At 42.7% G+C, this 16,415-nt stretch carries 15 protein-coding genes; 1 reads left to right on the plus strand and 14 read right to left on the minus strand.

Annotated elements, in window-relative coordinates:
- From ACIQYG_RS00110 to mce, 5 genes are all read right to left on the minus strand, one after another.
- A partial coding sequence (locus tag ACIQYG_RS00110) for an NAD(P)-binding domain-containing protein (RefSeq protein WP_402834974.1) occupies positions 1 to 545 on the minus strand: 545 nt, incomplete at its 3' end.
- A gap of 42 nt (positions 546 to 587) precedes the next feature.
- A complete protein-coding gene (locus tag ACIQYG_RS00115) occupies positions 588 to 1,862 on the minus strand; it encodes a DNA polymerase IV (protein ID WP_402834975.1) in 1,275 nt (424 codons plus the stop codon).
- 176 nt (positions 1,863 to 2,038) lie between these two features.
- Entirely contained in the window at positions 2,039 to 3,160 is a 1,122-nt protein-coding gene (locus ACIQYG_RS00120) for a tripeptidase T (RefSeq protein WP_387597827.1), read from the minus strand.
- A gap of 200 nt (positions 3,161 to 3,360) precedes the next feature.
- Positions 3,361 to 4,911 (minus strand): acyl-CoA carboxylase subunit beta, encoded by a 1,551-nt coding sequence (locus ACIQYG_RS00125; RefSeq protein ID WP_402834976.1) that lies wholly within the window; start codon positions 4,909 to 4,911, stop codon positions 3,361 to 3,363.
- Positions 4,908 to 5,333 carry a methylmalonyl-CoA epimerase gene (gene mce / locus ACIQYG_RS00130; RefSeq protein WP_034308227.1) on the minus strand — a complete coding sequence of 142 codons (426 nt, stop codon included), beginning with the start codon at positions 5,331 to 5,333 and terminating at the stop codon, positions 4,908 to 4,910. Before mce ends, ACIQYG_RS00125 begins: the two co-directional genes overlap by 4 nt.
- A gap of 167 nt (positions 5,334 to 5,500) precedes the next feature.
- On the opposite strand from mce, the gene prli42 reads away from it, so the two are divergent.
- Positions 5,501 to 5,596, plus strand: coding sequence for a stressosome-associated protein Prli42 (gene prli42, locus ACIQYG_RS00135; protein ID WP_155726463.1), 96 nt, complete (start codon positions 5,501 to 5,503; stop codon positions 5,594 to 5,596).
- Positions 5,597 to 5,638: 42 nt separating this feature from the next.
- Here the strand turns inward: prli42 and ACIQYG_RS00140 are convergent, their stop codons facing one another.
- From ACIQYG_RS00140 to ACIQYG_RS00180, 9 genes are all read right to left on the minus strand, one after another.
- Complete coding sequence (locus tag ACIQYG_RS00140; RefSeq protein ID WP_402834977.1) at positions 5,639 to 6,154, minus strand: L,D-transpeptidase; 516 nt, start codon at positions 6,152 to 6,154, stop codon at positions 5,639 to 5,641.
- A gap of 30 nt (positions 6,155 to 6,184) precedes the next feature.
- Positions 6,185 to 7,174 carry an aromatic acid exporter family protein gene (locus tag ACIQYG_RS00145; protein WP_402834978.1) on the minus strand — a complete coding sequence of 330 codons (990 nt, stop codon included), beginning with the start codon at positions 7,172 to 7,174 and terminating at the stop codon, positions 6,185 to 6,187.
- 191 nt (positions 7,175 to 7,365) lie between these two features.
- Positions 7,366 to 8,088, minus strand: coding sequence for an amino acid ABC transporter ATP-binding protein (locus tag ACIQYG_RS00150; protein ID WP_402834979.1), 723 nt, complete (start codon positions 8,086 to 8,088; stop codon positions 7,366 to 7,368).
- Positions 8,081 to 8,740, minus strand: a complete 660-nt coding sequence (locus tag ACIQYG_RS00155; RefSeq protein ID WP_402834980.1) for an amino acid ABC transporter permease — start codon at positions 8,738 to 8,740, stop codon at positions 8,081 to 8,083. The genes ACIQYG_RS00150 and ACIQYG_RS00155 overlap by 8 nt, the downstream gene beginning before the upstream one ends.
- A gap of 131 nt (positions 8,741 to 8,871) precedes the next feature.
- Entirely contained in the window at positions 8,872 to 9,675 is an 804-nt protein-coding gene (locus ACIQYG_RS00160) for a transporter substrate-binding domain-containing protein (RefSeq protein WP_483878358.1), read from the minus strand.
- A gap of 624 nt (positions 9,676 to 10,299) precedes the next feature.
- Positions 10,300 to 10,737, minus strand: a complete 438-nt coding sequence (locus ACIQYG_RS00165; protein ID WP_034308239.1) for a BrxA/BrxB family bacilliredoxin — start codon at positions 10,735 to 10,737, stop codon at positions 10,300 to 10,302.
- A 210-nt stretch (positions 10,738 to 10,947) separates the two neighbouring features.
- Complete coding sequence (meaB, locus tag ACIQYG_RS00170; RefSeq protein WP_402834982.1) at positions 10,948 to 12,075, minus strand: methylmalonyl Co-A mutase-associated GTPase MeaB; 1,128 nt, start codon at positions 12,073 to 12,075, stop codon at positions 10,948 to 10,950.
- Positions 12,075 to 14,222 (minus strand): methylmalonyl-CoA mutase, encoded by a 2,148-nt coding sequence (gene scpA, locus ACIQYG_RS00175; protein ID WP_402835474.1) that lies wholly within the window; start codon positions 14,220 to 14,222, stop codon positions 12,075 to 12,077. The genes meaB and scpA overlap by 1 nt, the downstream gene beginning before the upstream one ends.
- 46 nt (positions 14,223 to 14,268) lie before the next feature.
- Positions 14,269 to 16,179: a methylmalonyl-CoA mutase family protein gene (locus ACIQYG_RS00180; protein WP_402834983.1), complete on the minus strand. Its 1,911-nt coding sequence runs from the start codon at positions 16,177 to 16,179 to the stop codon at positions 14,269 to 14,271.
- Positions 16,180 to 16,415: the final 236 nt, after the last annotated feature.

A 16,415-nucleotide genomic window follows, 5' to 3' on the forward strand; every position in this document is an offset into this window, starting at 1 on the left:
GTCACATAATGACCTGCCCCATCCGGTCCGATATACGTGCAGCAAGCATCACCATCGACCTTAGCTGAAATGTCCTTCAAGATCGGTGCAACAAGTTCATATGCTTCTTTTTGACCTCCAGGCATGATGGAAGGACCTGTTAGAGCTCCTTCTTCGCCCCCTGACACGCCTGTACCGATGAAATGGATGCCAAGCTTGCTTAGTTCCTCATTGCGGCGCTGAGTGTCCTTGAAGAAGGTATTCCCTCCATCAATAACGATATCACCTTTATCAAGCAACGGTTTTAATTGCTCGATTGTTGCATCCGTTGCCGCTCCGGCTTTAACCATCAATAAAATTTTGCGTGGTGTTTCCAAGGAATTGACGAATTCTTCAAGCGTATAAGCGGCTGTTACGTTTTTGCCTTCCGCTTCCTTCATCATTTCGTCCGTTTTTGATCCTGAGCGATTATATACGGAAATTGAATATCCCCTGCTTTCAATATTAAACGCAAGGTTCTTGCCCATTACGGCTAGTCCGATAACGCCAATCTGCTGTTTTGTCATGATTCATCTTTCCCTTCTCTATATCTTTACACAGCTTGTACGCTATTCTTTGTCAAAAGAAGGATCATTCCTCCTGGATTGCTCAAAGAAATCTTTGCTGAAGCTAGTGTCTGTTCCAATTGAACGGTTTTTCAAGGGTAATCCCTTTTTAATAATATTTTCTCCGTACTTATTTTGCAAGTGTTCCATCGCTTCATACAGGGGTTCTTTTTCTGCATCCTCTTGAAAGGAGAAAATATCCAGTTGCTTGAAGGCCGATTCTTTTTCGATGACATCATAGGCAGTGACACCAAGAAGCCTGATTCCTTCCCCATTCCAATTTTTCATGAAGAGATCGATAGCTCCATCCAAAATATCCTTTTTTTCAAAAACCGGATTTGGGACCGTTCTGCTTCTCGTTATTGTGCGACGGTCTTTGTAACGGATCGTCACACCTATTTTTTGACCAAGTAGCCGTTTATTTCTCAAACGGACGGCAACTTTCCCTGAAAGCTTTTCCAATACACCGATCAGTTCTTTTTGATTGGTGGAGTCATGCGGAAGAGTTGTCGAGTTTCCAATGCTCTTATGCTCAAAAATCGCTTCGGGATCCACTACCCTTGGGTCGATTCCATTAGCCCTATCTTTCAAACGGATGCCATTAATCCCAAGAAGCTGTTTAAGTTGACTATCATTGGCGTGTGCAAGGTCCCTGATCGTCATTATCCCGATAGTTTGAAGCTTTTCCGATGTCTTATCCCCGATGCCATGCATTTCGCCCACTTGTAAAGGCCAGAGCTTTTCCGAAATGTCCCGTTTCCTTAACACGGTGATACCCATTGGTTTCTTCATATCGGAAGCAGTTTTGGCCAAAAATTTATTAGGGGCAATCCCGATGCTGCAAGGAAGATCCATCGTATTAAAAATTCTTTCCTGAATGCTATTGGCAATATCTAAAGGCGAACCCAATCCGGCGCATTCACTGATATCCAGATACCCCTCATCAATCGAAACCGGTTCAACCATCTCTGTATATTGCCTCAAAACATCGAAAATAGCCAGTGATGCCTTTCGATAGCGCTCGAAATTCGGTTTCTGAATGACTAATTGAGGACATAGTTTTTTCGCCTGCCAAATCGGCATGGTCGTTTTAACCCCGAACTTCCTCGCCTCATAGCTGCAGGTGACGATTATGCCCCTTCTCTCTTCAACATTGCCTGCAATGGCAAGCGGTTTGCCTTTCAATGAAACATCATATGACATTTCCACTGAAGCATAGAAACTATTCATGTCTACATGGAGAATGACCCTGCCATTTTTGGGATACATGTCCTTCATGCTTGACCGTCACATCCTTGTAAAAATAAAAAACACATTTCTATTAAGGTACCCCTATTTATCTTTGGTAACCGCGGTGAAAGATGCATCCACTCCAAGAAAAACAGCCATCATGTTTATTGATGACTGCACATATATTCCTTCAATACTTTGAACACCTTGCCTATTATGAGTGATTATTCACCTGATACTTCTTTGATGATAGTGACGACCATTTCAGCTAGCTTCGTTAATTCCTCAACTGGAATTCTTTCATTCGTAGTATGGATATCTTCATAGCCCACTGCGAGATTGACAGTAGGGATGCCAAAGCCTGCAATGACATTTGCATCGCTTCCTCCGCCGCTTTTAACCAGCTCGCATGGACGGCCGATTTTCTCTGCTGCCTTTCTTGCGATTTCGACTACATGATCACCAGCACCATATTTAAAACCAGGATACATGACGTTAACTTCAACTTCAGCTCGTCCGCCCATTTCAATGGCTGCAGTCTCGAAAGCCTCTTTCATTTTCGCTACCTGTATTTCCATTTTTTCAGGAATCAAGGATCTTGCTTCTGCAAGGATTTCAACATGGTCACAAACAATATTGGTTTGCTGTCCCCCCTGGAAACGTCCGATATTGGCTGTCGTTTCCTCATCGATTCTGCCTAATGGCATTCTAGAGATTGCTTTGGCAGCGATCGTAATGGCCGAAACGCCTTTCTCAGGAGCGACACCAGCGTGAGCAGTCTTGCCTAAAATGGTTGCTGACACTTTCGCCTGAGTAGGTGCAGCAACAACCACATTGCCCACTTTTCCATCACTATCAAGTGCAAAACCGAATTTAGCCGTTACAAGTGAGCGATCCAATGCCTTTGCCCCTACCAAGCCAGATTCTTCACCGACAGTTATGATGAATTCGATTGTTCCATGTTCGATATTCTGTTCTTTCAATACTTTAAGCGTTTCTAACATTACCGCTAATCCAGCTTTGTCATCCGCCCCTAAAATGGTCGTTCCGTCTGACACTATGTATCCATCTTTGATGGAAGGCTTGATTCCATTACCTGGTACAACCGTATCCATATGGGAGGTGAAATAGATGGTATCTACGCCTTCTTTCATTCCTTTTAAAGTACATACTAAATTCCCTGCACCATGACCGGTGACTGCTGTTGTATCATCTTCAAAAACTTCTACACCCAGTGCCCCGAATTTTTCTTTCAGCACTTTGGCGATGGCTGCTTCATTTTTCGTTTCGGAATCAATCTGCACCAATTCCATAAATTCATTAACTAAACGTTCTTCATTAATCATAAAATAAAACCTCCAAAAAAGTTTTCCTCTTTAATTATACTTCTAAAAGCGGCGCCCCGGCAAATAATGTGGCATGCTGATCCTAAAGGCCGTATTAAAAAGTGAATGATGACTTGTAAATGTTTTCTTTCAAAATGATATCTTTCCCCAGTATGGAAAAGAGCCCAAAACAGATCGTTTGGGCTCCTTGCAATGTTTGATCACAACGGGATATTTCCGTGCTTTTTCCATGGTCGAGTTTCTTTTTTGTTGCGTAGCATATCAAGAGATTGAATGATCTTAATCCTGGTTTCACGGGGATCAATAACATCATCCACCATTCCAAGACTTGCGGCAACATATGGATTGGCGAACTTCTCACGGTATTCTTCAATTTTAGCTGCCCGTGTCGCCTCCGGATCTTGGCTATTTTGAATTTCACGGGCAAAAATGATATTTGCAGCTCCAGCAGAACCCATTACAGCGATTTCAGCATTCGGCCATGCAAACGTAAGATCCGCACCGATGGATTTACTATTAAGAGCCACGTAAGCTCCTCCGTATGCTTTACGCAATATGATCGTCAATTTTGGTACTGTTGCTTCCGAATAAGCATATAGCAGCTTTGCACCGTGGCGAATGATCCCGCCATGTTCTTGTTTAACGCCCGGGAAAAAACCTGAAACATCTTCAAACGTAATAAGCGGAATGTTAAACGAGTCACAAAAACGAATAAAACGGGCAGCCTTATCTGATGAATCAATATCAAGTCCCCCTGCCAACACCTTTGGCTGGTTACAGACAAGCCCCACTGATTTCCCTTTGATCCGCGCCAAGCCGACCACTATGTTTTTCGCAAAGCCCTCTTGGACTTCCATAAAGGAATCCTCATCGACAACTTGCTCCAATACTTTCCGAACATCATATGGACGGATCCCTTCATAAGGGACTACATCCGTTAAGTCCGGCCGGTAGTCATCCCCATCATCCGCTTCCAAAACCGGCGGCTTCTCTTCATTATTTTGTGGAAGATAGCTCAGGAGACGTCTAACGTCCGCCAATACTTGCTCCTCTGATGCTCCTTTGAAATGAGCATTACCGCTAATGGTGTTATGTACAGTAGCTCCGCCCAATCCTTCGGAAGAAATCTTTTCACCTGTAACCGTTTCAATGACTTTAGGACCTGTTATGAACATTTGGCTCGTTTTTTCAACCATGAAGACAAAGTCGGTTATTGCCGGGGAATATACAGCTCCGCCTGCGCAAGGTCCCATAATAACCGAAATCTGTGGAATGACCCCTGAATAAATGGAATTCCGGTAAAATATTTGGCCATATCCGTCAAGCGAAACTACGCCTTCTTGAATACGCGCCCCACCAGAATCGTTCAAACCTATGAAAGGGGCTCCATTTTCCGCTGCCAAATCCATAACATTGGCAATTTTCAGAGCATGCATTTCACCGAGAGCACCGCCAAAAACAGTAAAATCCTGTGAAAACAGATAAATGTCGCGGCCGTTGACCTTTCCGTAACCGGTGACAACCCCTTCTCCCGGCCCTTCTTCCTTTTCCATGCCAAAATTGGTATTACGGTGTTTGATAAAAGGATTAAGCTCGATGAAAGTACCTGGATCAACTAAAAGTTCAATTCTTTCCCTTGCAGTAAGTTTGCCCTTTTCATGCTGCTTATCGATTCTTTCTTCACCGCCGCCCATTTCCACTTTGCGGCGTCTATCATATAGGTCATTGATCGTATCATATATGTCTGTCATTTCTGTTCCTCCTTTGATAATGCTTGTTCACATAGCTCATATAATACTCCCGCGGTAGACTTCGGATGAACGAAAGCAACATCCGCATTGTGCGCTCCCTTTCTTGATGAATCATCAATCATGCGCAATCCAGCTTCTTTGATTTCTTTTATTCTATCTTCGATGTCATCGACGCCAAGTGCCACATGATGAATCCCTTCACCGCGTTTTTCGATGAATTTGGCGATTGGGCTTGCAGGTGACAACGCTTCCAACAACTCCAAACGGGTATTGCCTGCCAGGATGAAGGCCACTTTCACTCCTTGGCTCTCCACTGTCTCGATTCCTTCAAGTTTCAATTTCAACGTTTCCGTATAAAGCGGCAAGGCTTCATCCAGTGACTTGACGGCAATACCGATATGATCGATATTTTTAATCATCATAAAAACCCCCATGCTATGTATTATTGGAAGACTCCATTAAAATACTACTAATCTTGCATTAAAGCCTTTTAAGATTCGGAATAATATGAACATTATACTTTTACTTGTTTCTACTAAATGTTCAAGTTAAAATAAAATCAATTAAACTGTATTAAGGGAGAGAGCATATGGGAAACAAGAAAATCAGAAAGATCGTCGTGTATTTAATGCTTATCTCAATGTTATTAACGAGCTTATTATCAGGTATCGCATTTCTTTTGTAATAGACACCGTATTGGGGAGGGGAGCAAAAAGCTTCCCTCTCTTTATTTTATCGCTCCGTTTTTCTTTGCCAACGTTTTGAAATCCTCGTTCGATATGGTGATCAACACCTTAGTGCCGATGGGGACTTTTTCGTACAAACGCTCCACATCGGATTTATGCATCCGTACACAGCCATTTGAAATATATTTCCCAATCGATGATGGCTGATTCGTACCATGTATGCCGTAAATCCTCCCATCGGTATTTCGTGCATCGAATCCAATCCACCGCGACCCCAAAGGGTTCCTTGGATCGCCGCCAGGAATATTCTTTTTCCGGTAATATGGATTGACCGCTTTTACTTTGACCGTGAAAATCCCTTCTGGTGTCAGTTCCTGACTCTTTCCGGTACCGACCGGCAGAATCTCCTTGACCTCGTTATCATCAATGAACGCCATTTTATTGTTGGCTTTATTGATGATGATAAACGGATCGCCAGGCATAACCGATTGAGGCTGGGCCTGTACCTGTAAAGGCCACAAAGATAGCATAAGCAACAAAGAAAGGATCCATTTCATTTGTATCAATTCCTTTACTTTTTGCTTAGTTTAAGCCAAGTGCCTCTTTTTCATTCGGTTGCCGGTCAGCTTGGGTAATCCCTTGAAGGAATGCTTCAACAATAAATAGCGCTCCATTTCCTTCATGAGCTGCAGTAATGCGGCCCTGGATTCGAACTCTTCCCGTGTCTGCGGCAGTGCCATTCCCCTAAAATGAATCTCCATTTCTTCAAGCTTCTTCAGATAAAGGATCGCCGTATTTTGTGGGTGGACGTTTTCTGCCAAATCTTCTATAAACTCAGCCACTATCCCGCTTTGCTTGACGACCAACGGAATATTCGTGACAAGGGGAAGAATTCGTTCAATTATTTCAAATTGCTTTTCACGCATTTTGAAATAATGGTAATACAGGTCTTCTTCCCTTAAAAAATGATTTTCCACGTCCCTGAAGGCAAGGCTTTTGGCTTGGTTAAGAAGATTGGCTGTTTCGGTGATTTCCTTACCATCCCATGTGTGATCATTATCCCTCAAATAGCGGACAATTCCCATCAAGATCGCACTGAAGTTCGTTTCGATGCTTTCCTGATAGGCCAGCAGTTTGTCATCGACACTGGGCATGTACAGATTCATGACAAGCGCCACTCCAACCCCAACTGCAATTAATATCGTTTCATTGATCAGCAGGGAAAAAGTGATGTCACCCGCCCCGTATAGGTGCATGATGATGACGCTGCTCGTCACGATCCCCTCATTAATCTTCAAGGCAACTGTCGTTGGAATGAAAATCAAGAGAATCAAACCTATTATCAGCGGATGAAATGCGATGAACTGAAATAATAGGGATGCATAGGCCATTGCGATCAAACAAGCTAAAAACCGGTGCCAGGAGGCATACACCGACTTCTTTTTTGTAACTTGGATGCATAAGATCGCAATGATTCCCGCAGCAGAGAAATATTCGAGATTAAGCATTTGTGCAATAATAATTGCCAGGGTGGCCCCCAAAGCAGTTTTAATCGTCCTGTATCCGATTTTAAACATTGTTATGTATCACCTGGCTCTTTCTCTATCTATTATAATACTATCAGGAATTCAGATATTTTTACAGTCCTTTGCGAGTTAAATTTCCAATTTTTCTAAATACATGTACGCAAAAATACATTATAGGAAAAAAATAAAAAAGGTAACTAAACGTTACCTTTTTTTCACAATTATATACTATTTGCTTTAGCTTATAAAACTTTTTCCAAGAAGTCTTTTGCACGCTGGCTTTTCGGATTGGAAAAGAATTCTTCCGGAGCACTTTCCTCAACGAGCAGACCACCGTCCAGGAATAGTACTCGATCGGCCACTTCTTTGGCAAATCCCATTTCATGCGTTACGATCAGCATGGTCATCCCCGTATGTGCCAGTGATTTCATGACCTCGAGCACTTCTTTTACCATCTCGGGATCAAGCGCCGAAGTCGGCTCATCGAAAAGCATTACTTCCGGGTTCATTGCCAATGCCCGTGCAATCGCAACCCTTTGTTTTTGTCCGCCAGACAGACGATTCGGATAAGTCGACTCTTTATCGGCCAAACCGACTTTAGTCAAGAGCTCACGAGCTTGTTTTACAGCCTCGGCCTTTGATAATTTTTTCACCTTCATAGGTGCATATATCAGATTCTCCAGTACGGTTTTATGTGGAAATAAATGAAAATGCTGAAATACCATTCCGACATTTTCACGCACTTTCATGATATTGGTCTTTTTTTCAGTGATGATTTGATCTTTAAACCTGATTTGACCATCAGTTGGAGTTTCAAGCATATTGATGCAGCGCAAGAAAGTTGATTTTCCCGAACCGGATGGACCGATGATCGCTACCACTTCACCCTGTCCGATCTCGGTGCTGATTCCTTTTAAAACCTCGAGCTTACCATAATTTTTTTTGAGTCCATCAATTTTAATCACTGCGTCTCATTCTCCTTTCAATCACTTTGCCTAAGATGGTGAGAATCATGACCATCACATAATAAATGAGACCGGCAAATAAAATCGGCTCGAAGAATTTATATGTCTCACCGCCGACAATATAAGAACGGCGCATGATATCCCCTAATCCAATAATTGTGACAACGGCCGATTCCTTCGTTAAGGAAATCAATTCGTTAACAAGGGATGGCAAGATATTCTTGATGGCCTGCGGAAGGATAATATTAAGCATCATCCCTGAATAGGGAACCCCAAGTGCAAGTGCAGCCTCTCGTTGGCCTTTATCGACCGCTAAAATGCCTCCCCTGATAATTTCAGAGATGTATGCCGCTGAATTTAGCCCGAATGCTAAAAATGCTGCTTGGAACGCTTCGATTTGAATCCCTAATATTTGTGGTGAACCAAAATAAATCAGCATTAATTGCAGTACCAAAGGGGTACCGCGAAAAATGGATGTATAAAAGTCAGCAATCCAATTCAATGGCTTGATTCTGCTGATTTTAAGTATAGATAATAATATTCCCAAAACAAATCCGATTACTGCCGCTACCGCTACAACCTTTAATGTAGTCGGTATTCCCTCCAGGATATATGGAAGGGAAGGCATAATCCTTTCAAATTCCAGATTCACTCCATTCATCCTCTCTTATGAAGGCCGTTATCTTATGGCCTTCCTCCTGCTTCATTTCATTAACAATAAAGCGCGGAAAAACGTTCAGAAGGCATACCAAATCTCTTCTGAACGCTTTTCGTCTCTCTGCATTATTCAGTTTCACTGCCACCGAACCATTTTAATATTAATTTTTCCATTTCACCATTCTCTAACATTTTTTTCAACTCGGCATTGAATTCTTCAGTTAACTTGCTTCCTTTTTGGAAAGCGATTGCCGAACCGGCATCTTGTTCACCTGACTCGATCAAATGCCCCACCAATTCTTTATTATCTTTCAAGTAGCCTTTTGCCACAGTATCTTCCATGATCACAGCGTCAAAACGTCCTGTTGACATTTCTTGAACAACCTCAGGAATACGATTCCTTTTTTCAACTTTCATCCCGATATCTTGGGATTTATTCAAGTCATTTGCCAATGTCTCCTGAATGGATGCAAGCTGTACGCCAACCGTTTTCCCTTTTAAATCTTCAACAGTTTTGATTTTACTGTCTTTTGTCGTGATGATCATGTTTTTAGCTGTATAGTAAATATCACTGAAATCGACTGATTGCTCACGTTTTTCTGTTGGAGTCATTCCGGAGATAACGAAATCGACCGATTTATTTTCCAGAGCAGGCACAAGACTATTAAAGTCAATGTCCTTCACTTGGACCTCATAACCTAATTTTTTTCCGATTGCTTTAGCGATATCAATGTCAAATCCTATGATTTCATCACTTTTAGATGTTTCAACATATTCAAATGGCGGATAATCCGCAGATGTTCCCATTACCAGGACCTTTTTGTCTTCTTTGTCAGCTGTGTTCTTATCTTCTTTCTCTGATGTTCCGCATGCCGCCAAAATACCTACTAATAAAACAGAAGTAAGCAACAATGCTAACTGCTTTTTCAACTTCATTATTATTCCTCCAAAATGATATTTTCAATTCTCTTGTTATTAAATTAGGTTAGTTAAATTTCGAATAACTAATATTCATACACTAATGTGTATTTTAACACACTCTAATAATTATTCAATAATGTAAATAATAGATTCATTTTTCAGAATATTATTATAATTTTACATCTGGGCTTCACTCTTTTCTCCAAAGGGAATATATCGGCTTCCCTATCTATCTTCTTTCCCAAAAGTTCCTGACTTATGCAATTTCATGAATAAAAAAACGCCGATTTGGCGTTATCAGACTGTAGACAAATTCAAACACAAGCCAGTTTTCATATGGTTTTTTTCTAAAAAAATATTACTGTTGATTCCAGAAATCTGCTCCCTTTCCGCCAACTGTCTGCCAAGCCTCCTCAGCGCAAGCGCCTGTGGGGTCTCGGCTAGCCAGTTACTCGGCAGGAGTATCGCAAATTTCTTCCTTTCATTAAGCCGTTAGGGATTACTGAAAAAACATGAAGGATCACCTAGTCTTGTTTTAAAATCATGTTCGGGATGAGACCATTCCGAACCTCTTTTTGCCGACAACCTAAAAAAACCCGCCGGTTGGGCGGGTTTTTAGGTTGTCACTATGGCTTAAACTTCTTCGCAATATTGATCGAAGTAGTCTTGTAATTTTTCTACTACAGACATCGGGTGGTGCCCTTCAATTTCATGGCGCTCTATCATGGTGATGATTTTTCCATCCTTCAGCAATGCAAATGATGGGGATGACGGCGGATATCCTTCGAAATAATCACGGGCTTTCTCCGTCGCCTCTTTATCTTGCCCAGCAAAAACGGTTACAAGCTGATCTGGGCGTTTATCATTATGGATTGCATGAGCAGCTGCAGGTCTAGCTATTCCCCCAGCGCAGCCACAAACGGAGTTTACCATAACAAGTGTCGTTCCTTTTTGTGCAAATACTTCCTCTACTTCTTCGGGAGTGGTCAATTCTGTATATCCAGCAGTCTTTATCTCATCGCGAGCCTGTTTGACTACGTCGTTCATTAAAAAATTAAAATCCATATTCATGGCATTTGCTCCTTCCAAGTTTTCTCTTCAATCCTATCATAACAATTGCCTCTTCGTGATTCAATAAATTTACCTGTTAAAACCGCATAATCTGTTCCGTACAGGTTTAAAACGAAAAGGGAGCGGGAATTATATGTGTAACAACAAGACTTACAAAAGGATGGGGCAGGCGTGGGAGAGAATCCATGCCTGCCTCATCTCATTTCTTTTTTAATTTGACTTAAATGTTTCGCTAAAAGATTGAAAGGCCTGCTTAACGGCAGCAGTGACCGTTTTATTCCCTGACATCACTTGATTCTCTAGTATAGGGAGGAGACTCTTGACGGTTTCATTTTTATAAAACATTGTTTTAAGCTGGTGATCGATCAATGAATAAAGCCATTCCCTAGATTGCATTCTTCTCCGTTCTTGAAAAACACCCGATTCCTTGGTCATATGGGAAAATTCATTCAATACATCCCAAAGCTCAGGAATTCCTTTACCGGTTATAGCGGAACAAGTATATGCCTTTCCTGCCCACCCCTTTGTTGCTGGCTGAAGGAAGTGCAAGATTCTGCTATATTCGGATTTTGTCCTAATCGCCAGCGGGATGTTCTCGCCGTCGGCCTTATTGACAACAATTCCGTCCACAAGTTCCAGAATCCCTTTTTTCATCCCTTGCAATTCATCTCCGGCACCCGTTAGGACAAGAAGCATGAAGAAGTCGACCATACTTCGGACTATAGCTTCACTCTGACCGACCCCGACAGTTTCTATCAGGATCACATCAAATCCTGCCGCTTCACAAAGCAACATCGTTTCCCTCGTTTTGCGGTGAACTCCGCCTAGAGTGCCTTCGGATGGTGAGGGTCTTATGAAGGCATCGGGGTTTCTAGCCAGTTCCTCCATCCTTGTCTTATCGCCCAGTATACTTCCGCCATTGATCGAAGAACTTGGATCGACGGCTAGAACAGCAACCTTATGGCCCCTATCACATAAGTAGGTACCGAACGTCTCGATGAAGGTACTTTTCCCGGCACCGGGCACTCCGGAAATCCCGATGCGCAAGGAGTTCCCTGTATGAGGAAGGATGGCATGCAATAATTCCTGTGCATGATCTAAGTGGTGGGATGCATTGCTTTCAATCAATGTAATCCCTTTAGCTAGCTTGGCCCTGTCCCCTTTTATGATTCCCTCTTTAAGTTCATGGACCGGTATGTTTACATTATGTTTTTTGACGAATTTGCTTTTTGTTGGTTTGTTTTGGCTGGCTGCTAATTCCACACCTGGCTTTAATGAAGAAGCAAAACCTTCCTGATTGTTAAGATCGACCCATTCCGGCTTCTTGTCTTCACTCATTATTGGGCCACTTCCTCATATCCGAGGCGATTGTATATTTCCTGAAGCACTTTCTTTGCTGCCTGCGGAATGACCGTACCAGGTCCAAAAATGGCTGTAGCGCCATTTTCCATTAGGTAATCATAATCCTGTGCAGGGATGACGCCTCCTACGATCACTATGATGTCCTCACGGCCCAAGTTCTTCAGTTCCGCCATAAGCTGCGGCAACAATGTTTTATGGCCGGCAGCAAGCGAACTCATTCCGACTACATGCACATCATTTTCCACGGCCTGGATGGCGGTTTCTTTCGGTGTTTGGAATAATGGACCGATATCGACATCATAGCCTAAATCCGCAAACCCCGTTCCGACTACTTTAGCTCCACGATCATGACCGTCCTGACCCATTTTAGCCATTAACAAACGCGGTCTTCTTCCTTCATTTTCAAGGAACTCTTCCGTCATGCGGACAACTTCCTCAATTTCCGCTTCTTTTGAGTATGCCGAGCTATATACGCCGCTGATAGAACGGATCGTTGCTTTGTGACGTCCAGCCACCTCTTCGATCGCATCGGAGATTTCACCTAATGAAGCCCGTACTCTTGCAGCTTGCACAGCCAGTTCAAGAAGGTTACCTTCGCCAGTTCTGGCAGCCATTGAAAGCGCTTGAAGAGCTTCATCCACCTTTGCCTGATCACGTTTCGCTTTTAATTCGCTCAAACGCTTAAGCTGACTTTTGCGAACTGCTGTATTATCAATCTCCAGTATTTCAATCGGATCTTCTTTTTTCAAACGATACTTATTGACGCCTACGATCGTTTCATCTTGAGAATCGATTTTAGCCTGGCGCTTTGCAGCGGCTTCCTCGATCCTCATTTTTGGAAGGCCGGTTTCAATTGCCTTCGCCATTCCTCCCAGGCCTTCGATTTCTTCTATGTGAGCCCAAGCCCGTTCGATTAATTCATTAGTGAGCGATTCTACATAGTATGAACCCGCCCATGGATCGATTACTTTTGTGATCCCGGTTTCCTCCTGCAAATATAGCTGGGTATTGCGTGCTATGCGCGCCGAGAAATCCGTTGGCAGGGCAATGGCCTCATCCAATGCGTTCGTATGCAGGGACTGTGTATGTCCAAGTGCAGCCGCATGCGCTTCAATAAGGGTCCTTGCGACATTGTTAAACGGATCCTGCTCGGAGAGACTCCAGCCGGAGGTTTGGGAATGAGTCCTCAATGCCATCGCTTTATTATTTTTCGGTTCGAATTGTTTCATCAGTTTTGACCAAATGAAACGAGCCGCCCGCATTTTCGCCACTTCCATGAAATAGTTCATTCCTACAGCCCAAAAGAATGATAAGCGTGGTGCAAATTTATCGATATCCATACCTGCTTTCATTCCGGTACGTGCATACTCAAGCCCATCCGCCAGCGTATAGGCAAGTTCAATATCAGCCGGCGCCCCCGCTTCTTGCAGATGATAACCGGAGATGGAAATGGAATTGAACTTGGGCATATATTTGGATGTATACTCAAATATATCAGCTATGATTTTCATGGACATTTCAGGCGGGTAAATATACGTATTCCGAACCATGTATTCTTTTAGGATGTCATTTTGAATCGTGCCTGAAAGCTTATCCTGTGTTACACCTTGTTCTTCAGCTGTCACGATATAAAATGCAAGGACGGGTAATACAGCGCCGTTCATCGTCATTGACACGGACATCTGATCAAGCGGAATGCCTTCGAACAGGATTTTCATGTCCAGAATGGAATCAATGGCAACTCCCGCCTTACCCACATCACCGATAACGCGTGGATGATCGGAGTCATAACCGCGGTGTGTAGCTAAATCAAAAGCAACTGAGAGCCCTTTTTGCCCCATCGCCAGATTACGTCTGTAAAACGCATTGGATTCTTCGGCAGTCGAAAAACCTGCATACTGACGTATCGTCCAAGGACGATTGACATACATCGAAGGATAAGGCCCCCTTGTAAAAGGAGCGATGCCTGGCACACTTTCCATATGCTCCAGGTCGCGAATATCTTCCTCAACGTAAAGCGGTTTGATTTTTATTTGTTCATTGGTTTCAAACAGAAGATCCTCAATGTTTTTCCCAACTGCTTTTTCGGCTTCCTTTTTCCATGCTTCCGCTGTACCTTCCATCTTAGACTTAGCAGGATTTATAGCAGAAAAATCCGGTTTTTTCATTTCAGTTCACCCCTAGCTTCTGCAATAATTCCAGTAAAATGGATATTGCATTCGTTTTAACATGGATAAAATCTTTGACCCCGACTTCTCTTAGTGTAATTTCCAATTCTTCTTGCTGCTTACCGGCACTATAAATAGTGATGTCAGGGAATTGCTTTTTAATTTCTTTAATGATGATTGGCGCTAATTCCGAATAGTCACCATCACTGCCGCAAACACAATAGATTGGGAGCTTGGTCGCAGCTACATAATCGATTGCTTCCTCAACGGTTTGACATCCCTTACTGCCGATTGTTTCAATACCGCCTGCCGCCGCAAGACTGTTAACGAAATCTGCACGAGGTTTATAGGATTTGAGATTTTTCAAATTAATTAAACCGATAGCTGGAGCCGTTCCACTTAGTTCTTTAAACTTTTCACTGCGCAGCCTTATCTGTTCGAACTGAATCGATACCCGATCCAAGTCAAGTGGGGTAATGCCGACCGGCTTCTCAACTTTCATATATGACACATGGTTATCCTTTGTCGTGGTTTTAATCTTATCAGCGGGATTCGGATATACATTCGTTCCGATGATGCTTTCTTTTCTGAAAGCCGCATTTTGAACTCTTCCTTGGTGAACTTCAGCTATTTCTTTCTGAAGGGTGCCTTGTTTAATTAGCTCTAGAATCCCTCCAGCTGCTTCGATTTCAAGGAATTTTGCCCAAGCGTTTTCAGCCAATTCATCCGTTAGTTGCTCAACATACCATGAACCGCCAGCAGGATCGACCACTGTTGTGATATTTGTTTCTTCTTTTAAAATCAAGTGAGTATTACGGGCAATTCTTTCTGAAAACTCATCGGTTTCACCAGTTGCGTGTGTGAATGGATGGATTTGAAGATATTGAATGCCTCCAATAGCTGCAGCGAATGCTTGGTTCGTGGTCCGAAGAATATTGACGTGCTGATCATATAGCGTTTCTGTCAACTCGGAAGTAACGGCATGTATCGCCATTTTAAAATGGTCCGATGCTGTATCGAAAGCTTCTGCAAGACCTGCCCAAAGCCTTCTGGCAGCCCGCAGTTTAGCGATGGACATGAAGTAATTCGAATCCACAGCAAAAGAGAATACTATTTTTTCGGAAACCGAAGCAATAGAAAGCCCTTTCTTTTGCCCTTCCAATAGATATTGGACGGCTGCCGATAATCCGTAAGCTATTTCCTGTACGGCATTGGCTCCTCCATTATGGTAGACTGCCGTATTAACCAAAACTGTTTTTAAATCACTGCCTACCTTCTGATAATCCTGGATCGTCTTCAGCCAGTCTGCAAAATAGTCATCCGTATCTTCTGGCAGCTGACCGCAAATGAGCCATTCTGCAATGGGATCTTCAGCAATAACGCCTGTCAATTGGGTATTTTGTGCTTCGGCAACAGCTTTGAATTGAGGGAATAATCCTTTTTGTTTCCCCTTAAGGTCAATGAAAACCGGTATTTCTTTTAATGGTATATCCTTAAACAATTTTTCAGCCCTTGCTCCATCGGAAAGCAATCGTACAGGGTATGCCACAACATTTTGACCGCGCTTGAATGAAGCCTTCATCTTTTCATTTGCTTCTTCAGCCGTGATACCGCTTACAGGTTGAACGGCAAGCCAAGGTTTTTCATGATATCCCGTTGGGGACGTTCCTCGGGTGAAGGGGAAGAATCCTGGTAATTCAGCTACTTTTTCCCTTGATTCCGCCTTTTCTGTATAGAGTGGATGTAAAGTGATGCCCTCATATGTATTCGTTTTTAGCTTTTCTACACTTTTCCCTTTTAAACTTGTTTCCGCAGCTTCTTTCCACTCTTCAAAAGAAGGCTTAGGAAAGGTTATGTTTTTTACATCTTTCAGTTCCATCTGTAATCGCTTTCTTATCTTCTGCCGCCTCATACGCCCTGTTCCTTCATTGGGAGAACGAACGCTCAGTCAGTTTTGGATAAGAAAACCACCCTCCCGTCAATTTGATCTGGATTATACTAACATTCTACCATAATTTTCTTGAATTTTAAGACAATAGAAATTAGCAAATCTGTTATTAGGGAAACCACTAGCCTATTTTACTCTTTATAAATCAAGTACAGCCCCAGTTCTGTATTAGAACAGCTCTTAATAAAATAATAGCAAAA

This window comes from Peribacillus sp. NPDC096622, from assembly GCF_044762665.1.
Lineage (GTDB): Bacteria > Bacillota > Bacilli > Bacillales > DSM-1321 > Peribacillus > Peribacillus frigoritolerans_B.